Source organism: Paenibacillus validus NBRC 15382 (assembly GCF_004000985.1).
Classification (GTDB): domain Bacteria; phylum Bacillota; class Bacilli; order Paenibacillales; family NBRC-103111; genus Paenibacillus_G; species Paenibacillus_G validus.
Genome location: NZ_BIMH01000068.1, coordinates 1 through 17,964 on the forward strand (window position 1 = coordinate 1; position 17,964 = coordinate 17,964).

General features: G+C 46.6%; 34 protein-coding genes. 1 reads left to right on the plus strand and 33 read right to left on the minus strand.

The annotated features are described in order from the left end of the window. Positions 1-376 precede the first annotated feature (376 nt). The 17 genes from PVA01S_RS24510 to PVA01S_RS24565 all read right to left on the minus strand — a co-directional run bounded on the left by PVA01S_RS24510 (position 377) and on the right by PVA01S_RS24565 (position 8,665). Complete coding sequence (locus tag PVA01S_RS24510; protein ID WP_127610306.1) at positions 377-727, minus strand: hypothetical protein; 351 nt, start codon at positions 725-727, stop codon at positions 377-379. Next, entirely contained in the window at positions 717-1,388 is a 672-nt protein-coding gene (locus tag PVA01S_RS24515; RefSeq protein WP_127610308.1) for a zonular occludens toxin domain-containing protein, read from the minus strand. The genes PVA01S_RS24510 and PVA01S_RS24515 overlap by 11 nt, the downstream gene beginning before the upstream one ends. Positions 1,389-1,421: 33 nt before the next feature. Continuing rightward, the gene (locus PVA01S_RS26860; RefSeq protein WP_164751958.1) at positions 1,422-1,586 is read right to left on the minus strand and encodes a hypothetical protein; all 165 of its coding nucleotides are present in this window, start codon (positions 1,584-1,586) and stop codon (positions 1,422-1,424) included. Then, complete coding sequence (locus PVA01S_RS24520) at positions 1,583-1,939, minus strand: hypothetical protein (protein ID WP_127610310.1); 357 nt, start codon at positions 1,937-1,939, stop codon at positions 1,583-1,585. The genes PVA01S_RS26860 and PVA01S_RS24520 overlap by 4 nt, the downstream gene beginning before the upstream one ends. A gap of 1 nt (position 1,940) precedes the next feature. Further along, positions 1,941-2,357: a hypothetical protein gene (locus PVA01S_RS24525; protein ID WP_127610312.1), complete on the minus strand. Its 417-nt coding sequence runs from the start codon at positions 2,355-2,357 to the stop codon at positions 1,941-1,943. Next, entirely contained in the window at positions 2,330-2,494 is a 165-nt protein-coding gene (locus tag PVA01S_RS26865; protein WP_164751959.1) for a hypothetical protein, read from the minus strand. The genes PVA01S_RS24525 and PVA01S_RS26865 overlap by 28 nt, the downstream gene beginning before the upstream one ends. Before the next feature lie 68 nt (positions 2,495-2,562). Continuing rightward, the gene (locus PVA01S_RS27565) at positions 2,563-2,688 is read right to left on the minus strand and encodes a hypothetical protein (RefSeq protein WP_280531830.1); all 126 of its coding nucleotides are present in this window, start codon (positions 2,686-2,688) and stop codon (positions 2,563-2,565) included. Between the two features lie 13 nt (positions 2,689-2,701). Continuing rightward, positions 2,702-2,965: a hypothetical protein gene (locus PVA01S_RS24530; protein WP_127610314.1), complete on the minus strand. Its 264-nt coding sequence runs from the start codon at positions 2,963-2,965 to the stop codon at positions 2,702-2,704. Positions 2,966-2,974: 9 nt separating this feature from the next. Next, complete coding sequence (locus tag PVA01S_RS24535; protein WP_127610316.1) at positions 2,975-3,385, minus strand: hypothetical protein; 411 nt, start codon at positions 3,383-3,385, stop codon at positions 2,975-2,977. Positions 3,386-3,535: 150 nt separating this feature from the next. After that, a complete protein-coding gene (locus PVA01S_RS24540) occupies positions 3,536-5,272 on the minus strand; it encodes a fibronectin type III domain-containing protein (RefSeq protein ID WP_127610318.1) in 1,737 nt (578 codons plus the stop codon). Between the two features lie 122 nt (positions 5,273-5,394). Further along, positions 5,395-6,372, minus strand: coding sequence for a hypothetical protein (locus PVA01S_RS24545; protein ID WP_127610320.1), 978 nt, complete (start codon positions 6,370-6,372; stop codon positions 5,395-5,397). A gap of 547 nt (positions 6,373-6,919) precedes the next feature. Further along, on the minus strand, positions 6,920-7,090 hold the full coding sequence (locus PVA01S_RS26870; RefSeq protein ID WP_164751960.1) for a hypothetical protein: 171 nt from the start codon (positions 7,088-7,090) through the stop codon (positions 6,920-6,922). Between the two features lie 63 nt (positions 7,091-7,153). Next, positions 7,154-7,345 (minus strand): hypothetical protein, encoded by a 192-nt coding sequence (locus PVA01S_RS24550; RefSeq protein ID WP_127610322.1) that lies wholly within the window; start codon positions 7,343-7,345, stop codon positions 7,154-7,156. A gap of 4 nt (positions 7,346-7,349) precedes the next feature. Continuing rightward, on the minus strand, positions 7,350-7,586 hold the full coding sequence (locus PVA01S_RS24555) for a hypothetical protein (RefSeq protein ID WP_127610324.1): 237 nt from the start codon (positions 7,584-7,586) through the stop codon (positions 7,350-7,352). Then, complete coding sequence (locus tag PVA01S_RS24560) at positions 7,586-7,744, minus strand: PTS ascorbate transporter subunit IIC (RefSeq protein ID WP_127610326.1); 159 nt, start codon at positions 7,742-7,744, stop codon at positions 7,586-7,588. The genes PVA01S_RS24555 and PVA01S_RS24560 overlap by 1 nt, the downstream gene beginning before the upstream one ends. A gap of 253 nt (positions 7,745-7,997) precedes the next feature. Then, positions 7,998-8,165, minus strand: coding sequence for a hypothetical protein (locus PVA01S_RS26875; RefSeq protein ID WP_164751961.1), 168 nt, complete (start codon positions 8,163-8,165; stop codon positions 7,998-8,000). Positions 8,166-8,452: 287 nt separating this feature from the next. Continuing rightward, the gene (locus tag PVA01S_RS24565; RefSeq protein WP_127610328.1) at positions 8,453-8,665 is read right to left on the minus strand and encodes a hypothetical protein; all 213 of its coding nucleotides are present in this window, start codon (positions 8,663-8,665) and stop codon (positions 8,453-8,455) included. A gap of 169 nt (positions 8,666-8,834) precedes the next feature. On the opposite strand from PVA01S_RS24565, the gene PVA01S_RS24570 reads away from it, so the two are divergent. Next, positions 8,835-9,176, plus strand: coding sequence for a hypothetical protein (locus tag PVA01S_RS24570; RefSeq protein ID WP_127610330.1), 342 nt, complete (start codon positions 8,835-8,837; stop codon positions 9,174-9,176). A gap of 367 nt (positions 9,177-9,543) precedes the next feature. Here PVA01S_RS24570 and PVA01S_RS24575 read toward each other — a convergent pair whose 3' ends face one another. The 16 genes from PVA01S_RS24575 to PVA01S_RS27065 all read right to left on the minus strand — a co-directional run. Next, positions 9,544-9,882, minus strand: coding sequence for a hypothetical protein (locus PVA01S_RS24575; protein WP_127610332.1), 339 nt, complete (start codon positions 9,880-9,882; stop codon positions 9,544-9,546). A gap of 5 nt (positions 9,883-9,887) precedes the next feature. Beyond that, entirely contained in the window at positions 9,888-10,457 is a 570-nt protein-coding gene (locus PVA01S_RS27570; RefSeq protein ID WP_127610334.1) for a MerR family transcriptional regulator, read from the minus strand. Between the two features lie 556 nt (positions 10,458-11,013). Further along, entirely contained in the window at positions 11,014-11,169 is a 156-nt protein-coding gene (locus PVA01S_RS26880) for a hypothetical protein (RefSeq protein WP_164751963.1), read from the minus strand. Positions 11,170-11,197: 28 nt separating this feature from the next. Beyond that, entirely contained in the window at positions 11,198-11,389 is a 192-nt protein-coding gene (locus tag PVA01S_RS24585) for a hypothetical protein (protein WP_127610336.1), read from the minus strand. A gap of 16 nt (positions 11,390-11,405) precedes the next feature. Continuing rightward, the gene (locus tag PVA01S_RS26885) at positions 11,406-11,582 is read right to left on the minus strand and encodes a hypothetical protein (RefSeq protein WP_164751965.1); all 177 of its coding nucleotides are present in this window, start codon (positions 11,580-11,582) and stop codon (positions 11,406-11,408) included. Positions 11,583-11,811: 229 nt separating this feature from the next. Then, a complete protein-coding gene (locus PVA01S_RS24590) occupies positions 11,812-12,270 on the minus strand; it encodes an ASCH domain-containing protein (protein WP_127610339.1) in 459 nt (152 codons plus the stop codon). A gap of 96 nt (positions 12,271-12,366) precedes the next feature. Further along, positions 12,367-12,603, minus strand: coding sequence for a hypothetical protein (locus PVA01S_RS24595; protein ID WP_127610364.1), 237 nt, complete (start codon positions 12,601-12,603; stop codon positions 12,367-12,369). A gap of 142 nt (positions 12,604-12,745) precedes the next feature. Further along, a complete protein-coding gene (locus tag PVA01S_RS24600; RefSeq protein WP_127610341.1) occupies positions 12,746-12,925 on the minus strand; it encodes a hypothetical protein in 180 nt (59 codons plus the stop codon). An 18-nt stretch (positions 12,926-12,943) separates the two neighbouring features. Further along, positions 12,944-13,237, minus strand: a complete 294-nt coding sequence (locus tag PVA01S_RS24605) for a hypothetical protein (RefSeq protein WP_127610343.1) — start codon at positions 13,235-13,237, stop codon at positions 12,944-12,946. 19 nt (positions 13,238-13,256) lie between these two features. Then, positions 13,257-13,553 (minus strand): hypothetical protein, encoded by a 297-nt coding sequence (locus PVA01S_RS24610; RefSeq protein WP_127610345.1) that lies wholly within the window; start codon positions 13,551-13,553, stop codon positions 13,257-13,259. 18 nt (positions 13,554-13,571) lie between these two features. Then, positions 13,572-13,814, minus strand: coding sequence for a helix-turn-helix domain-containing protein (locus PVA01S_RS24615; RefSeq protein ID WP_127610347.1), 243 nt, complete (start codon positions 13,812-13,814; stop codon positions 13,572-13,574). 471 nt (positions 13,815-14,285) lie between these two features. Next, on the minus strand, positions 14,286-15,356 hold the full coding sequence (locus tag PVA01S_RS24620) for a DUF2920 family protein (protein WP_127610349.1): 1,071 nt from the start codon (positions 15,354-15,356) through the stop codon (positions 14,286-14,288). Positions 15,357-15,362: 6 nt separating this feature from the next. Beyond that, a complete protein-coding gene (locus PVA01S_RS24625) occupies positions 15,363-15,935 on the minus strand; it encodes a hypothetical protein (protein ID WP_127610351.1) in 573 nt (190 codons plus the stop codon). A 94-nt stretch (positions 15,936-16,029) separates the two neighbouring features. Beyond that, positions 16,030-16,350, minus strand: a complete 321-nt coding sequence (locus tag PVA01S_RS24630) for a hypothetical protein (RefSeq protein WP_127610353.1) — start codon at positions 16,348-16,350, stop codon at positions 16,030-16,032. 966 nt (positions 16,351-17,316) lie between these two features. Continuing rightward, entirely contained in the window at positions 17,317-17,649 is a 333-nt protein-coding gene (locus tag PVA01S_RS24635; RefSeq protein WP_127610362.1) for a hypothetical protein, read from the minus strand. A 1-nt stretch (position 17,650) separates the two neighbouring features. After that, the coding region (locus PVA01S_RS27065; protein WP_218029664.1) for a hypothetical protein at positions 17,651-17,964 on the minus strand (314 nt) is incomplete at its 5' end.

A 17,964-nucleotide genomic window follows, 5' to 3' on the forward strand; every position in this document is an offset into this window, starting at 1 on the left:
GAGACACATAAATGCCTAAGGGTTTATGTGAGGAGGTCATTCACATAATCCCGGGGTAAACCAGCTTTACCAGAGCCGGTTTCCCGAACCCCCTCGCCGAGTTTACCAGACAAGGCGGGGGGGTTTTTATTTTCCCGAATGTTCAATTGAGAAAATTCTACCATTTGCCCCGCCGCTTGTCTATAAAATTATGTTATATTCTGCTAGAATCTCTTTTTTAATGCGGTTCTGCTCCCAGCGTATCCGCATCGCTTCGGAATGGTTTCGCCGCATGATCGCGTTCAACCAGGAGGCCGATAGGCTCGTTATACGTCGATCCGCTGCGAATATCCGCTTCACGTCCTCGGCCGTTTTCACCTTTTCGCTTGCTGCTGTTTTAATCGTCCATCCCTCCCGCATTCCTGGCATACACACGTTTGTTTTCTTCCGGCTGTAGCCGCACATAAACGTCATACGGTACAGCTTCCAACGGGAACAAGTAGTACACCCATTTGTTTCGGCGAACCTTATTATCAGCGTATTTGCGCCGCTGGTGGGCCGTCAGGAGACCGGACGATACCGCGATTTGCTTGACCACTCGGCAAATCTCCTCAAGCAGCTGCATGACGTCTTCCTGGTGGAACTTCTGTGTCATGACGCTGAACGCGATCGGATGCACCGCGTTACCTTTCCAGTACTGCCGGTAAGCCCAGTTATGGGGATTCATGCGCTGCTGTTCAGCTGACATGTTCGAGTTCCTCCTTGGCGAGCGTCTGAATGTCCATATGCTCCGCGCGGTATTTCCTCAGAGCTGCCATATGACGCTTGTCCAGCTCCTCAAAAAACTCTTTATCTTTACCCATGGGCGGCATTTGGTAAGGCAGGATCATGGAATACGTGTTGTACAGGTTAAGCTTCGCTACCTTTAAGACGGATGAGCGTGGCAACACCCACCGGTTAATGAGCTTTCCGTAATCGCCGTACTGTTTCGCCTGGAAGTCATAAATGTAGTTCATGATCGTGCCGCTCTTTGACTTGTGGCAGCGAATCAGAACGTCCGTCATATTACGAATCCGGCTATCGATGTTGGCAAAGCTCGGCAGGATGAAGATGAACAGGCTGTTCATTTTACGTACGTAGTTTATAACCTTGGTAATGGTGATTTGCCCCGATCCGGCCCACTGCCGGTTATCATAATTGACCTGTGATTCGTCAAAGAGAACAATGCTGCCGTGCGCGCTGGCGATCCGGTACCAATCCGTATAGTGGTCGAACAGGTACGCGCCACGCAGCGGGAAGTTTGCGAACAGTTGCGCACCGCTGGCCATCGCCCATTGGTGCGCCTTGATGCATGCCGTAATTGATTTCCCTTGCCCGTACCCCCCCTCAATGCCGATTATAAAGGCCATGCACTACACCCCCTCTAAATACATGTGCCCATTTCATGCCGAGATCACCGCCACTTTCAGCTTACCGGTTATATCCTTGATCTTGTCCATGTGGTACATGATCTTGTTCTCGTTGTTTTCCTGTTGAAACTCGTCCTCAAGATCGGATATGTGTTCCTCCAGCTGCTCGAACAAATAGTTTTTCAAGTCCTCGCTCATCGCTGTCCGTCACTCTCCTTTTTCATTTTCTCGTAGGTTTTGGAATCCACCGAGATCGGCCGCGGGATCAGCGCCTCGATGACTCGGATGAAGAAGCCGCTCGGCGCGACCTTCTGCGCGTCGTTAACGATATGATCAATGATTGATTGATACGTCTTCGCACCCTTATGCAGCGGCCTTTTCTGCAAGTCCATCAGGTATCCGACCGCTTGCATCTGTTGCGGTGTGAGCGGCTGCACCTTGTCCTTTAGCGTGTCGATAACCTGTTTCACGCTGTCGATCATCGGTGCCGCCTCGGAGTATAAATCCGGCGTCATCGTGCCTTGAATGTCCGGTGCTATAGGATGCTGCATATTACTTCACCATCCCTATAATCGCCAGGATAACCAGCGCGATGATCAGAACCCAGGTCAGCCCGTTCGGCTTGCCGTTCGGAATGTTCTTGCCCTGATAAAGGTACGCCTGGCCGATGACGATGTTCTTCTCCACTTCTAGCAGATGCGCCGTTTCTTTTAGGTACGGAAGCCCCGCATGATAAACATAAGTAAGTCCTTTATCGCTGTTGTACACCTGGGCGTCGGAGAGCGGCAAAACGTACTTCTCCGTGACGATCCGGTTCGATAGTAATCTTTCTACCGGCAGCACATCGCAAACGCGCGCTGTGCCCCCCGTATGCGTCCACTCCTCGGTTTCTTGGTCGTAGGTATAGTTATAATCTCCGATCATGATCACGCGCCCCAGGTTTACCCCCTGTTGTTCTTTCTTCGCCACGGCGACCACCCTTCCTCAATCTTATTTTTAAAGTACACACCGACCACAAACGGAATCAGGAGACCGAAGCCTACCCCAAAACCGACAGCCGTGAAATATTGGAATACGAGACTTAAACCGTTCGGTGCTGTTGGCATGTCTTCACCCTTCCCTTGAGTCTTTTCATTTGGGCTGGACGCCGCGATCCGGTGCAGCTAGTATCCGATCAGTGATCTCTTCCCCGCTGCCAGATCACCACAACCAGGAGGAACACCAGCGAGATCAAAGCGGCGGCCAGCTCTGCTTCCTGGTTAGGCTGCCGCTGAAGTTCGAACAATAATTCCGACCGCAAACACATCGCCACCTTACCAGAATTTAATTAACGCTTTAAACCAAAGTAAAACGCGGCTTATTTTCTGGATGTTGTCCAGTACATACAAGAACAGGAAAGCCGTTATAAGGCTCGTTATAACCGCCGTCCATTCATTGCCCAGGATCGAGAAGAAGCCGAAGTAATGATCGAGCCTGATCCCCTTGGCCGCTATCGTACCCACGCTAGCAAGCTTGGCATAACATTGGTCGAGGAATTGAATGATCGGCGAAAACAAGCTGTCTATGAAGTTTCGCAAGTCCCACCCTCACCTCATCTTTCCAATCTTCTGCATGGCTGCCCAGGCCGTGTAAATCCAAATAGCGAAGATGAATATGTAAGCTAGCTTATCGAGCTGCAGCATGGCAAATACGGGCTTTAAATTGTTAAATGCATCGGTATAGCTTGGCGGCAGGATCGTAGCTTGTCCGGTGTAACCGAAACCGGTTATCGTTTTAAAGAATCCGACGATCAGGCCGAGCAGCAGCCGGCCGACTCCGACCACTAGCATGATGACTTTGACCAGGACTAGGCCGAGTATGTAGAAGAAATAAAAGATAGCGCCCAGGAAGTCTAAAATCGGCTGTAACAGCTTCCCTATTCCGTTCAGTATCCATAGTCCCAGAGAATTCAGAAGGCCGAACAGATAGCCAAATCCGTCGGCTATGGCACTAAACATACCGGCGGTCCCCGATTGCTCTATAAATCAGGTCTATCAAACGATCAGCAGATGAGAGAGCGAAGAATAAAAGTAAAAATGGTGCGGTAGCGATCAAATACGCTACCGTTGCCTCTGTAAGTTCTTGTGGAGTCATCGATATAACCTCCCTTACTTAAATGAGTTACGAACCAAATCAAATACTTTAGGAGCAACTTGATTAAATACGATCCCGAGCAGCACGAACGCAGCCAAGAAACCGAAGATCTCGACGCTGTTTGTAAATATGTCAGCGGCTGAAAATCCAAAGTTTGCAGAACCCCCCGCAGGAATCCCCGTTACGGGTGCCGGTCCTGCTGGTGTCACGTTTACCGCACCTGATGCTTCCGATGATTGCCCACTTGCAAACTCTGCTTTTAAAGTAAAAGAATATTGCATCCCGTTTGATAATCCCGTTACTGTGTAAGTTGTTGTCGGGTGCGTTACCGTGGTTAAGTACACGCCATTCTTATAAATGTGATATTTTGTTGTTTTGTCTGTGTTAGCTGTCCAAGATAGCGTAACTTGACCATCTCCAGCAATTGCCTTCAAACCCGTTGGTTTTTGTGTAAGGGGTTCGGTTGGAATTACTGTTACCGCTTCAGATTTTACCGACTCACTACCATCTTCATCCTCTGCGGATATGCTAAAGCTGTATGTTGTTCCATTCGTTAGTCCCGTCACAGTGTATGATGTTGTCGGGTGACTTACCGAGTTGAGATAAATGCCGTTTAAATAAATGTGATATATCGTTGTATCGTCTGTATTTGCCAACCAGGTCAAAGCAGCTTGTCCATCCCCCGCCGTGACCGTTAATCCCGATGGTACAGTTGGTGGAATTTCCACTGGAGTAACCATAACCGGTGCGCTTTTTTCCGATTCCTTCCCATACGCATCCATTGCTGTTATTGAAAAACTATAAGTCGTCCCGTTCGTCAATCCAGTTGCCGTATAATATGTATTTGGATGTGTGACGGTTTGAAGATAAACACCATTTTTGTAAATATGATATTTTGTAGTATCATCTGTGTTCGCCGTCCAATTTAAATAAGCTTGTTTATCTCCTGCCGTGACCTCTAATCCGGATGGAACGGGTGGAGGAGGGGAAACAGGTGTTTCAGTTTTGACCGGACTCAGAGCCGATTCATTGTTCTTTATGTCCACGGAGCTAACTTGAAAGTTATACGCCACCCCGTTCGCAAGTCCCGTCACGGTGTAGCTAGTTGAAGTAATCGGTGTGGCGTTCAATTTTACCGAATCTTTATAAACGTAGTAGCCTTTGAGATCAGAATCACCAACCGGCGACCAGGTCAATGTTACTGATCCGTCCCCAGCGACAGAATTCAATCCATAAGGAACGGCTGGAGGGGCTGTATCAGGCGCCTCATATATGTTGACTTCTTGCAAATAGTAAGAGCCGCATGTATTTAAATTAAAGACAATAATCCTATTCGCTGTAATGTTATTAACTGGTACCAAGGCTCCCGTAGCAGCTATGTATCCCGTATCTCCGACAAACGCCCCGTTTAGCCGAAATTCTATCCTAGCTGAACAACCCGTGTTAGTCTTCACGCGTAAAGAACTAATAGTCTTTGTACTAAAAGAATATGAGTGGTTACTATAATTGGCATCGTTCCCAAAATACGTCGATGTTTCCTCGTTATTGTCCGTGGCGGCAGTTCCCGAGTTTATATTGCCGCTCCCCCCCCTCAAACCGCTCATACCATCGAGAATTCCTCCACTATAATCCGTAGCAGCCCAAACTAAACTCGCACCCCCATTAAAAAATGAAGTAAAAAAAAGAGCAGTCAGTGCAATTAATAAAACTCTGTTCCTCACCTTCCAACCTATATTCAAATCATTTTTCATTCCTGTTTTTCCTCCTTCATTGATTTCACTTCCCCATTTCACCCACCTTTCTATTAAATTAATGAGATTAATAATTTACTGGATATATTTATTTTCATTTTCATCCCGGCCTTCTACCCTTTCTATTGTTTCGTCCTATATGCAGGCATCGGAGATCCGCTAGTCGCGTTCGTGTCCGTGTACGTCGGCATCGGCGCGCTATTGGTGATTTGGTATGATCGATTCGGTTCAGCTGCCGTCGGATTTGCTTGCTTATAACCCGGCGCCGGAGTCGATGAATTTGTATTTCTGTTCTGGTAAGCTGGCGGCGTAACTGTGACTTCCGGCATTTCCTTGTACCCGATATCCGGTTCAGGCTCGGCTTCCGTTTTCGTATAGGTCGGAGCTGTTCGATCTGGATTCGGGTTATGCTGATACCCGCCCTGTTTGTCGTCCGTTGACATGTCGAGGGCCGTCATCGGGTCAGGAATCACGAAAGGCTGCGACCCACTAAAATCAGGTTCGAAGCTCGGCACGTTATCCGTAACGGACTGTTCGAATTTTGATGGCAAATCGGTCATCGTCGGAACGGCAGGATTGAATGTCGGAAGCTGACCAGGAGCGCTGACAGCTTTTTCTCTCGACTGCAATTCGTCGGCAATGATGTCGGCGTATTGCGGCATTTTGTTAAGCAGCTCGTTCCCGATTGCGGGTACGATTGTGTCGCGCATCACGTTCGCGACTTGCTGCCAATCCGGAGCCGGTGGAACGCTGTTTTTGATCATTTTCGACCATTCGCCCATGTACGTATCCCATTCAGGGCAATCAAGCATGTCGTTTATGATCTGGCAACCGTCGCAACTTTCGGTCGGTGTTCCACCGCCTCCTCCTGGATCGCCGCCGCCTGGTGTCTCTCCCGGGAGCAAGCCGCCGCCGTTAATATCGTCGGCTGCTCCCGATCCCCATGGATTTGTTGTCGATCCGGTGTTGTTTATCATCGGTTCCGTCACTAAAACGTCGCTCGTTCCCATGCTGTGACCGTCCGGGCCAACAGCGTTGATCGTGTACATACCTGGTTCCGTCGGATAATAGATCGTGTAAGGCGTGTCATTCCATTTCAATTCGAGGAACGCCCCATCTCGGTAAAATTCATAAGCAAGGGGCTCCGTTTTCCGAGGCCACGTTATTTCTAAAACTCCGGCCCCTGCGTTAACCAATTTTGCGTTCAAGTCATTATGTATAACGTATGGATAAGACTCGCAGCGGTTACTTTTAATATTCGTTGTGACCAAGTTCGGTATATGTCCAACCAATCCGCTGCCGTCGTAAAATTCAAGCCTATAGTTGCCGTTGCAAGACAGATAGAAAACGCCCGTAATTCCTGTAGAATCAAATTGTTTTTCGGCATGAGTGCCGGTTGAAGAATCAAAAATAAGCTTGATGGATACCGGCGGCCTTGAAAAGCCTCGGTTGTAAGTGACGACGTATTCGTCTCTAATTTCAAAATATTTTACGGTATTCTTCGGAATTGCCGTCGCGAATGCGCTAATTGGCTGTATCGTTATTAAAAGAAAAAGTGTCAGGATCAATATTCGTTTCAATTTTTCACCCCTTTCTTTCATGAAAAAAAGGGACGGGGATACCCCGCCCCCTGTTCGGGCCTTTTTCTTACTTGAATGCGTTGCGAACGAGATCGACGACTTTCGGCGCTCCCACGTTCAGGACGATGCCGAGCAGCACAAACGCAGCGAGGAAACCGAAAATCGCGACGCTGTTCGTCCAAATGTCAGCGGCTTGGAAGCCCCAAGATACAGATGTTAATCCAGAAAATAAGTCCATGTTTAATCTCTCCTTTGATTTTTGGTGTTAAATTCAAATATGTGTTATTGTGTCGGCAGCTTTTTACTTGAATGCATTGCGAACGAGATCGACGACTTTCGGCGCTCCCACGTTCAGGACGATGCCGAGCAGCACGAACGCAGCGAGGAAACTGAAGATCGCGACGCTATTCGTCCAAATGTCCGAAGCTGCGAATCCCCAGGATACCGAAGACACTCCATCGAACAAGTTATTTGGTGCTGGTGTAGTTGGCATTTTTCTACCTCCCGTTATAGTCTTTGTACTTTATATCATAGCGTTCTTGATCCGGTTGCCGTTTTTCATCCCTCGGAGCAAAAACGCGCCTGATAACTCTGATAAGGTCGCCAGCTGACTCAATCGCAGCCCACACGAGTACGAGCGGCATAATAAAAGCCAAGGCGACGAATAAGAACTGAAAAAACTGCCCCATGCGATCAGCATCGAAAAAATTAATTTGCGGCAGCATCTCCATCATCACTTACTCATCCTTCTAAAAGCGTTAATGATGACTTCCAGGAGGTGACCAGCAGAGGCGATCGCCACGGCTATGACCACGAATATGATCCCGAAACCGACCATTTTGATGAAGACCCACCAAAAGTAGTCCATATCCAGAAGACCGGTTAAGTCCATCAGCTAGTACCTCCTAACGAAAGTAATCAAACCAACTACGACAGAAAGAGACATCAACGGTACGAAGGTTATGTATAGCGTGAATTTCTGACTTAAAAACCAGAAAAACGCGAGTTGCAGCGGATTCATCTTCTACGCCTCATCCTCCTTAGCAAATTCGGGAGTATCCAAACAAAGGCGAAATAAGAGATCGGAATCATGAACACGGAATACAACGCTATGAGCTCGGACTCGGTAAGGATCGAATCAAACATTAAGCATTCCTCTCCATGATCAGAGTGTGCAGCCATTTCAGTACGAACAGCAGAACGAGAAGTAATAGCATGGTAGATAAGACTAATTCGCCAAGCGTCACCTGGTAAATAACGGTTAGCGTCGTTTCGCTGTCGAGATATATTTGCTGCGTTTGCGGTTGCGGCACTAAGTTCTGTTCCTCCATTGTGCCTCCTTTGAAAACGGCTTAAATCAAAAAATCCGCCTTTTGGCGGATTGATAAAAATCATGTATAAAGTATTCTTGAACGCTTAAAGAGCATCAAGTATACTTATAACACGGCGATATGCAGCCATTAGATGCATGTCGCACTAGAGAAAGTCCCTGCCGACCGCCAAGAAGTCAGGGGCTTTTTCGTTTATAGTTTTATAAGAACAGTTGTTTGGTATATCGTACAACTGTTTGTCTAAATCTTAAAAAAAAGAAAGTAAATTGTCAATCGTTTTTATTTTCTTTTATTTTTTGTAAATACTCCTCAATCAGTCCCTCGACTATATTCATATAGCCAGGAATTTTTTTCAACTCATCAATGTACTTTTTCTTAATCCTTAAAGTAAATAACTCTTTTCGTTCTCCTTCTGGTAACCTTGTGCCTGGCATCAAACACCAACCTATCAAATGCGGATGATGTTTTTTTATTCTAAGCATACCACATTATCAAATCAACGCCATGATCCCCATTAATTGGGTCCGGATGGCTGCCCAAAAATAATTTCCAGTAGATTGTTGACTTTAACATACAATTAATGTATGATAAAGACATACAAGAGATGAACGCCGCAGATGCAAAAAGGCATCGGGCGAAAGGATGATCGTAATGAAAGTAATCGTAAACGACGTTGAAAAATCCCTGAATATCACTGATGCAAACGGTATCGACTTCACGAAAGACTTCATCGGCAATTGGGGCGCTTTGTCTGATGGTCAGTTCACTTGGGACGAAGAAGCTGGTGCCTATATTGCTGACGAAGAAACGTTTGACTGGTGGAGCAAGGCAATTGATCGTGAAATCTCCAATATGGACAGAATCGCTGAACTGAAAGAGATTCACGGATCGGATAAGGTCGATGAAGCAGTTAGCGAAGCGGCAAATGGTTATAACGATCTTGAAGACATCCAAAACGCAATTTCGACCGCCCTCGTCGAACTGGGAAACTAATCCCCCCGCTTGTCGGGTACGCAGAAGCCGCTGAAATCCTCGGATGGGATAAACGTCGCGTCGGAACGTACCTTTCACGCGGGGCATTCCCGGAACCAATACAACGTTTAGCTTCCGGCCCAATCTGGACTCGGAAGCAAATCGAAGATTTCAGAGACGCTCGAAAATGAGCGTCTCTCAATTTCCGGCTATTCCACCACGAATTCAGAATAGCTGTTTAAAATAAAAAGGACCGTTCGAATTGAACAGTCCTTTTTTGGTATTTCTTTGGTAAATATATCACCTATTTTATATGTATATACATATTAGGCTATATCGGCGCGTTGGCAACTTTTCAGCGGTTTTGGAGTTTTCAAATTTTTAAAAATTACATAGCTTTTAACCAAGCATCTTCAAGCGGCTGAACGTTCTCGTGATAATAACGCAGGAATTCACCTACCTTTTTACCATGGTTCCCCGTCCACTCCTGCCAAACGTCTAATTTAAATTCTTGGATATGCGCAGTTTTGATGACCTTGTACCCCCTCAATATAAGGAGCCGGTCTGCCGCGATCAGGGCCACGTCCACCCCTTGCCGGTGATCCCCGATCACCGATTCGATGACCTGCAATTTTTCGAATTTCATCGTACGCTTGATGACGATAACAAACTCTTTGCTCGTCTTCGCCAGTATCTTATTGTATTCAATCGGCCCCTTGTTAAACATGCGACTCACCCTTTACCGAATAGTCTCGACCAAAAGCCGCGCTCACTCGCGGCAGCTTGCAGCGCCCGAACCTCGCGAAACTCCTGGAGAGCTGCGTTCACTTGTTCGTTCCGATCCATAACCGCTTTTTCGTATAGCTGCTGCTGCTTGTCCAGGCGAACAAGTAATTCCTGGTTAAACTCCGCTTGCCGCTGCATCATTTCACCCTGTTGCCGGATCAACTCTTTCATCTCGGCCAGCTCCGCCAAAACGTCCGGTCCGACTTCGGCCGCCGCCGCACTTGGTCGAAGCTCCGGTTCGCCCGTCGCTAGATGCGCCTCGATCTGCCGGATCGTGTACCCCTGGTTCCGATTCATTCGTTGAATCCTGCGTAAAACCTCAATAGCTTCATCGGTAAAAAGCTGGTAATTGTTCTCTGCCCTGGTTACCGGGATATACTGCTTTAGCTGCTTTACCCAATTCCTAATAATATCTTCTGTTTCACCCAACATAACTGCGACTTGCTTGACAGTTGGTAAACTTTCACCTTGGTTATTACTGATGTTTTCCGAACCTCGGTTATCACTTTTACCCATGTCTCAACCTACCTTCGGGCAAGATTATGAGACAATTATACCCCGCCGCTAGGACGGGGCACAATGACTAATGAGTGCGGCTACGTCGGGCCGCGCCTTCTCGAAGGATTTGTTCCGTCTTGATGAAATTCGCTTCTGTAGACGATACCCGTGCCAGTGTCATTACTGCGCCGATCCTCACCAAGTCCGGACCCTCGCTCCTCATCATATTCATGGCCGTATCTATTCCGGCGTGTGCCAGCTCCAAACACGCCTTCAGCCGGTTAATTTCAATCTGTAGCCGTTCCATTTCACCCGACATATTCAACCTCCATATTCGCCCGTTTTGGGCTGTATTCGTCGATTTTTCTTCCGTGGAACAATTCAGTTTTCTGTCCCATTCTCAATAGAGCCGAAGTCCGGTTTTCTCCTATTTTCTCCCGATTAATACCTAACCTTGTCCGAAAACCCCTCGGACATGTTCACAAAATCAAGAATTTTGTACAGAAGTCCTTGCCGCTGCCGCCAATCCAACGGCAAAGACTCCCCTAAGTAACTAAATATTCAGACCTGTCCGTCAATCTGCTATAATGCCGAAACGTTTGTATAATTCGTCCTTAACCTTTTTCAAAATAACTTCTGCGGTTGCCTCATCTTGTTCATCTGGATACTCTCTATTTTCCGGACCGAATGCTCGGTAGATTAACAGCAGTTGCTCTTTGCTAAGATACAAGTCCCCAACCTCCCATGTCCTTCGATATTCATTTTGTTTCTTCGATTTCAGCCAGCACCGATTCCAGCACTTCAAGGTCAAAGTCATCAGCGTATTCCCTAATGTCGCTTACAGATAATCCCGACTCTTTAAGCAACCGTTCTGCATCCATATTTGCTCTTTGCATCATAGATGCCGAATAACATACCCCTTGGATGAATCCTATTTTCCGTTGGTTCACCATGTACACCACCTATTCACTGAATTACTTGCTTTTTCGCCGTTCCGATTCCATTAAGTGTTCCGTCTTCATAGCTGCGCTGGTAAAGTACTGTTAGCAAATCACGGCTTAATTCACGGTTATGTTCTTCCACAACTCCGGCTTCGAGCATCATTGCCAGTACACTATTTACGCGTTCCTGCTGTTTTCCCATGTTCATCCCCCTATTCATTATGTTTCATCTTTTGAACGTGTTCCCAATGTCTCTTTTTGTCCAAATAAGCGCTGTAAATATTAATCCCTAGCCCTATCAAAACGGGTATTCGGATTTTAGGGTTGAAACCTGTGGTTCAATTTCCATTTAATGAAACATAATGTATTCACTAAGACACTTCTCACAAATGGGGTATTGAACTTTCGAGGTGAAAAACATGTGCAATACTTCAATCGGGATTCCAATTCCATAAACCTTGTTGACCTTTTGCTGGTATGGGATCGTCCAACATCCTTACGTTGGTTAGTTCCCATGTGAATCTGCCTGGCGTAAAATCTCCAAACTCATATTCAGGTGAATAAATAAGTTTTCTGCCCTCTAATTCATATCCGTCCGTCCAAGTGTCTACAGATTTCAAACAATCAGACAACTCAGCAGTCGCCACAATCGACCCCGTTGGCATCCTCTTTAATGCTCCTGAACTAATTCCTAACCTATCGTAAAATTGCTCATACATGGCTCGTTGAACATCATGCGGTAGTGACCGAATCATGTCATGAGGGTCTGTCTTTGATGCATGAATGGCAATCGGCCCACGATAGTTCGTCTTCCAACTTCTCGTCTCAAATCGCTTCGCTCCTATTGCAATTAAACTCGCCCACGGCTGATGTATAGTTATAGCCTTCATATCGTTCCTCCTTCTATCGAAGATTGGATTAACACTTATTTCACCTTGATCGTTGCAGAAAGTTTATGCATCTACTTTTATGAGGTGGTGATCATTTCACCCTGAAAGTTGCATACCCCGCAAATGTTCTTCAGCCCATTCAAGAGCATCAGACAGAACGTTATAAAGCACTGTGCCCGAAGTCTCAAACACACACTCGAACTTGGGGCAAGGTTGGACATCATAATCGTTTGCACACACATCTAAGTCAAAAAGTTGAATGCACCAATGTTCATTGACTGTGTAAATCTGTATTTGATGTAATCCCCTAAGTTTTTTAATCAATTCTTCCATTCCTGTGAACACCGCCTTATTAATTAAGTTTCTTCCTACCATTTTCTTGATAAACTGGAATTTCGATAATTTCATTTCAACCCTAAAATCCGAATAGCCATCAAAACGAACAGGACAATCGAAGCAACAAAAATTATAATCTTCACTCTGATGCACGCGCCGGACGGATCACGCCGCCAATAGTTTTTTCACAATCAAGTTTAGCCTGCCAAAGCAGATCAAAATTGCCATATTCTTCAGGTCTAAGAACTGTATGATATTTCAAAGTTTCTTCAAGAAGCTGAACAGTCCAAAAATGTTTTTGCGAATAATCAATAGCCATTTTCATTCACGCTCCTATTCATTTTGATACATCAATCTGGTGTTCCAGATTATAACTTTCTTGGTTTTCTTCGTTCCAGAGCTTAATGAGCTGGAGGATATTATTTCGGCCTTCCTCATTAAATCCGATGTATAATGCGGGAACCCATCCGCCGTGATCATGGGGATCGTCCTTTTCTCCAGGTCTAAGTTTTTCACGACATTCAGCGCAGTAACTGCAATTATCAATACCAAGGTAATGGACTGTTTCGAATGGCTTGAATAGTCTGTAACAGTTACCGCAATCTTTTCTACCTGCTATTCTTCTAATCATGGCTCGCACACTCTCCTATTCATTTTGATTCATTGTATTTCCGAGATTCTTCTTTTTCACAAACACCACAAGTTGCTATTTCTTCCGATTCAATAAAAGGCGGCTCCCCCTCTACATATTCATACCAAACTTCATCACCCTCATATATATCACGACCACAACGACTACAAACATCAATTCTCTTGCTCATTCCATTGTCGGAATAGCCGCATTCACATTCCCATAAGCTTGTATCTTTCCGTAAAAGCGTTAGATTCCCTTTACAAGCCGGACAATTCGCTTCATCGTCAGCGCTCTTTATATACCAATCGATCATCTCACGCACGCTCCCTATTCATTCTTCGTATGGTCGATGTTTTTTCCTCAATTCCTCGGCTTCTTTTTTCCGCGCTTCGACGTCTTCGCGCAGGAATAGGCGTACGGTGCCGGTACCTGTGCCGGCTTCTTTCACCGGCACAAGTTTGCCCCTATTTACAAGGGAGGAGAGAGCAGAACGATTAATTTCCAGATATTCAAGCACTTCCGAACTAGTCATAATTTGTTCTTGGATCAGTTTTACTAGCTCAACACGATTCACATTTTTCACCACTTGCAGAGTAATATGCCCAGCGTAACCAAGCTGAGGATTAAGGACGCTACGCTAACGGCTAACGTTGTCTTACTCACATTGTCCATGGTTTACCTCTCCCCTCGATGTGTTATAATAAAAGGTAAAGAGTAAGAAACTAAGCCCTCGAAGGTCGGCCGGTTGGATTGATCGACCTTCGAGCATCCACCACCACCTGACCCTATCGGGTCAGGACGATGATGAGGTTGATGATTGCTACCAATAAACTGATGATTGCGCTTGCGAGGCCAATCAGTTTATCGGTTTGTGGCTTAGTTTTCTTTCTCTTTTTTTTCTTCATCTGCTCACCTCCTATGCTTTTATTATAACATAACTATATACAATTGTATATAGTTATACGATAAATATTTCTATTTTTTTGATTTTTTTCTATGCGAAATGCCTGGATACAAAAAGATGACGGTCGCAGGAGCCGTACCGTCACCCTTCCATTATGATTTTCTTTGAGCATCCTACCATAGGCATCTTATTTGCGTAGCTCAATGAGTAGACACCGGATTTTGTTGTTATCTGTACGTCATTTATACGAATTTCATCGGAACCAGGCGAGAAACTAACCCCATCTAACACATGATCGAAAAGAAGAAGAAAGTCTGCCCCGATACCATGATTCGTTGACTTAAACATTCTTCCGTCCACGTCTGCATCCTGAATCAAATGATATTCCGCGCCGATATTTCGGCAAAATCGGTCTTTTTCATCCGCTGCAACTATCGAATCTAACGCCCCTTGATAGCTTATGATTCTTGCCGATTTGGGCCGAATTTGCCTGTAAACATTTTTTAAATCGGCAAGCTCTCGATCCACGATCCAACCGGCTATGTAGGTGTTTAAAATAGTTCCCGTCACTTGTCCAACCTTTCGGGATACCTTACGCCTCAAATCGAAATAATAGGGGGATATGTAGGCCGAATTGTCGATAATCAGACTAAACAGACCCGGGGCCAATGCATTGGCAAGTAAACAAAGATATGCGCCGTGTGAATGTCCGTAGGATATCACTCTTTTCGCATTGAACCTTAATCCGTTATCCTTCAAAATCTCCGAAACGGCAATCACGGCCGAGATATTATCCACGGCTTGCATGATCGACATATCATTGAAATTCCCTTTACTCTCCCCCAGTTTCTCCTCAATATCAATAGACACCTCACCGTGAATGCCTTTTTCCCTAACTTGCTCGATCCATTTACGGAAATACGCATTAAAATCCTCGTCGGACGTCAGGGCTGGATTAGTCTGCATGAACTCATGTCCGAAGTAATCACACTGGATCACGATCAAATTGTGTTTATCAGCGAATTCTGAGCGCATTTTTTTATATACGTTAGATTGGGAATGACCACCGTAGCCAGGCACCAGCAAACAAAGTCCCGTTTCCTCATTGGTGCCGCCTTCCGGCTCCGAAAAATAAACCTTAAAATTCCTCGGGGCCGCATCCTGATATATGCTTGGGTGTCCAGGCAATTCAAAATCATAGTTTTGGGCCAACGTCTTTCACCCCTCCATTTTTAATTTCACTTGTTTGAGCAGCTTCTCCCCGCTGCAACCAGGACAAAGGATCGGCGCGGCAGCTCCCTTCGGATCGATCTCCCCGTAACCGGAACAGACCGGACAAAGAACGTAATCAAACTCGCTAAACTTGGGGTCATAGAATCCCGTAATCGTCATGCCCTGTTCATTGTAATGATCTATGAACGTTTGCATCATGGCGCGGATCAGCGCGGCCTGGTCCATCTTAAAATGTCCGGCCATCGTATCGAACATTTCCCAATACACCGGATCCATGCTGATCGTCGGCTTCCGGCGAATGTATCCTTTACCCTTCCGGCCAGCTCCATCACGTTTGCCGCCGCGCTGCTTTTTCACCGGCTGCGGGGCCGGATCGGCAGCAGCTTCCACCGGCAAGAGGTCTTTCGCCTGGTGTTCCAGCTCTTTCATACGATCAATTATTTCGTCGAAGCGCTTCGTATATTTGAAATCGGTAAGGTTAACCGTATCATACAGTTTTTTGGCCTTCTCAAATAGTTTCATGTACTCGTTTGCCAGCTCGGGTAGATTATACCGCATTTGGCAAGCGCTCATGATCGTACGTAGACGCCGCCGTTGTGTATCCTGTTCAGACAAAAAAAAACCACCTTTCATTTGATTCATGGTGTCTTTTTCAATTTCCGCGCCGCCAGGAAGCATAACGCGCTTCGGCCTCCTCGCGAGTCATCCCGCGCCGCATATACGCGTTAACCGCGTCATTTTGCGTTTTACGGTCGATAGGCTGCGCGAGGGTTTCCGGCGTCCAGTTCTCCGCAATCGCGCGGCGCAGGAAATTCAGCGGCGATTTGACCGGCTTAGAAGACATACGGAGGATTAGAAGCAGCTCAAGCGTCCGTTCGTACGGGATCGGGGCCAGCAGCTCCATCACTTCCGCGCCTGGATGCGTCAGGGTGGCGATCTGATAGGCCATTTCGATAGCTTTCGTCTTTTCCATCGTGGGGGTGTTCTCCTTTCGTGGTTGGTTGTGTGCGCGCTGGTGCGCGGGCTGGTGCCTGGCTGGTGCCTGGCTATCTCGTTCTGTTCTTCTCTTTTTTTTGAATTTGACTGTCTAAATCATATCACCGCTTCGCTTCGCCGTCAACGTTTGATTTTGACTCTCTATATCAAACGGTTAGCGCTTGTAGAAAGTTCGATTTTGATCTTGACTTTAAAAGGTTTTAACGGCACGCTGGTCTGGCTTGGCTCAGGAAACGGCACAGAGACCCGACCTGCGCCCACACCAAAAAAAGAATGTGGGCGCAAAAGTCGGATATCGTAACGCAATTCGGCGCGCCGTATAAGGCAGGACGAGGTTCCCGTTTACCCATGCCCGATACGCAGCTTTTACGCTGCCAGCGTCTTTTTACTCACGAAGCTGATCCCGTGAGCCATATATATACGCTGCCTCCCCGCTTGCGCGGCTCAGCTACCTCCAGACCGTTTTCCGGCGTCCTCCCGTACTAGACCGGGCGCGGGCATGGGTACGCCGTAATGGTCTAGGTACGTCCGTTTCTCAACGGTTTATAGCATCGGCGGCGCACTCCACCTTTAGCGTTTTTTTCGTGGTCTCGCTGCTCTCCACGTCTAGCACTATTCAATTTGATAGATTTCTTAAAAAAGGCAGCAAAAAAACAGGCCCTCGACGGTCATTTTTTCAAAAAATGGTCGAGCGCTTGGTTTGTTATTCGGTTGTTTATGTACTCCTGCGCTTTGCAGCTGCAGGAAGATTAGTAAACGAATGGAGCAATGGATCTGCTGGCCGTCGCGGATCGCGCCGAGCTGCGCGAGTTTCGTTTGCTAATCTTCCTGCAGCTGCTCGTTTTTCACCGAGCAGCTGCTTCATCTTTCAGCAATTCCGGGCATGGTGTTTTAATTCCTAGCTGTTTAAGGATTTGCCGCACGTCGACGGCTATCTTCATGGCTAGTCTCCTTTTAGATCCTCGCGAAACAGGTAAGCCTCGAACATATTCCACAACTCGTCACGGTTATACTTTTCTTCGAAGTTCGTCGGCCGATTATCTTCCAGCAGCTTGAGCAAATAATCCATGTGGCCCCTGGTCAGCGTCATCCCGATCCGTTCGACCGGCTGCGCTTTATCCTTCCGAAAACGCGGGAACAGTTCCGCCCAATCGATCACCTCGCCCGGGCTTGGATAATTCGAGAACATCCGCTTGTTTTCTCCGTATCTTTGCGCGGCCCGTGCGTACGTCATCGTTTTCCCGCTCATTGATCCCCCGTATAACTTGTCATCCATCCTAGAACCCCCAATTCGTTATGTACTGTGCGACAATCGCCGCAGCATTCGAAAAAACAATTCCGAGGCTTCCCCAGAAGTGAAGTTCCCGTTTCAGCTTCCTTCCGGCCTTTCGCGCCGTCTGAATAGCTTTATAGCAGAGGTACCCGCCAGCTCCAACGATTGCTAGATTGATTAGCATCATAGCGTTAATGTCCATGTTTTCACGGCCCTTCGGAAAAAAATAACAAAAAAAGCGTGGGGCATAGTAGCCTCCACGCTTCACAAATACGCTAAATACGGATATAATAATCCTATATTTAGGCTTATGTGCGT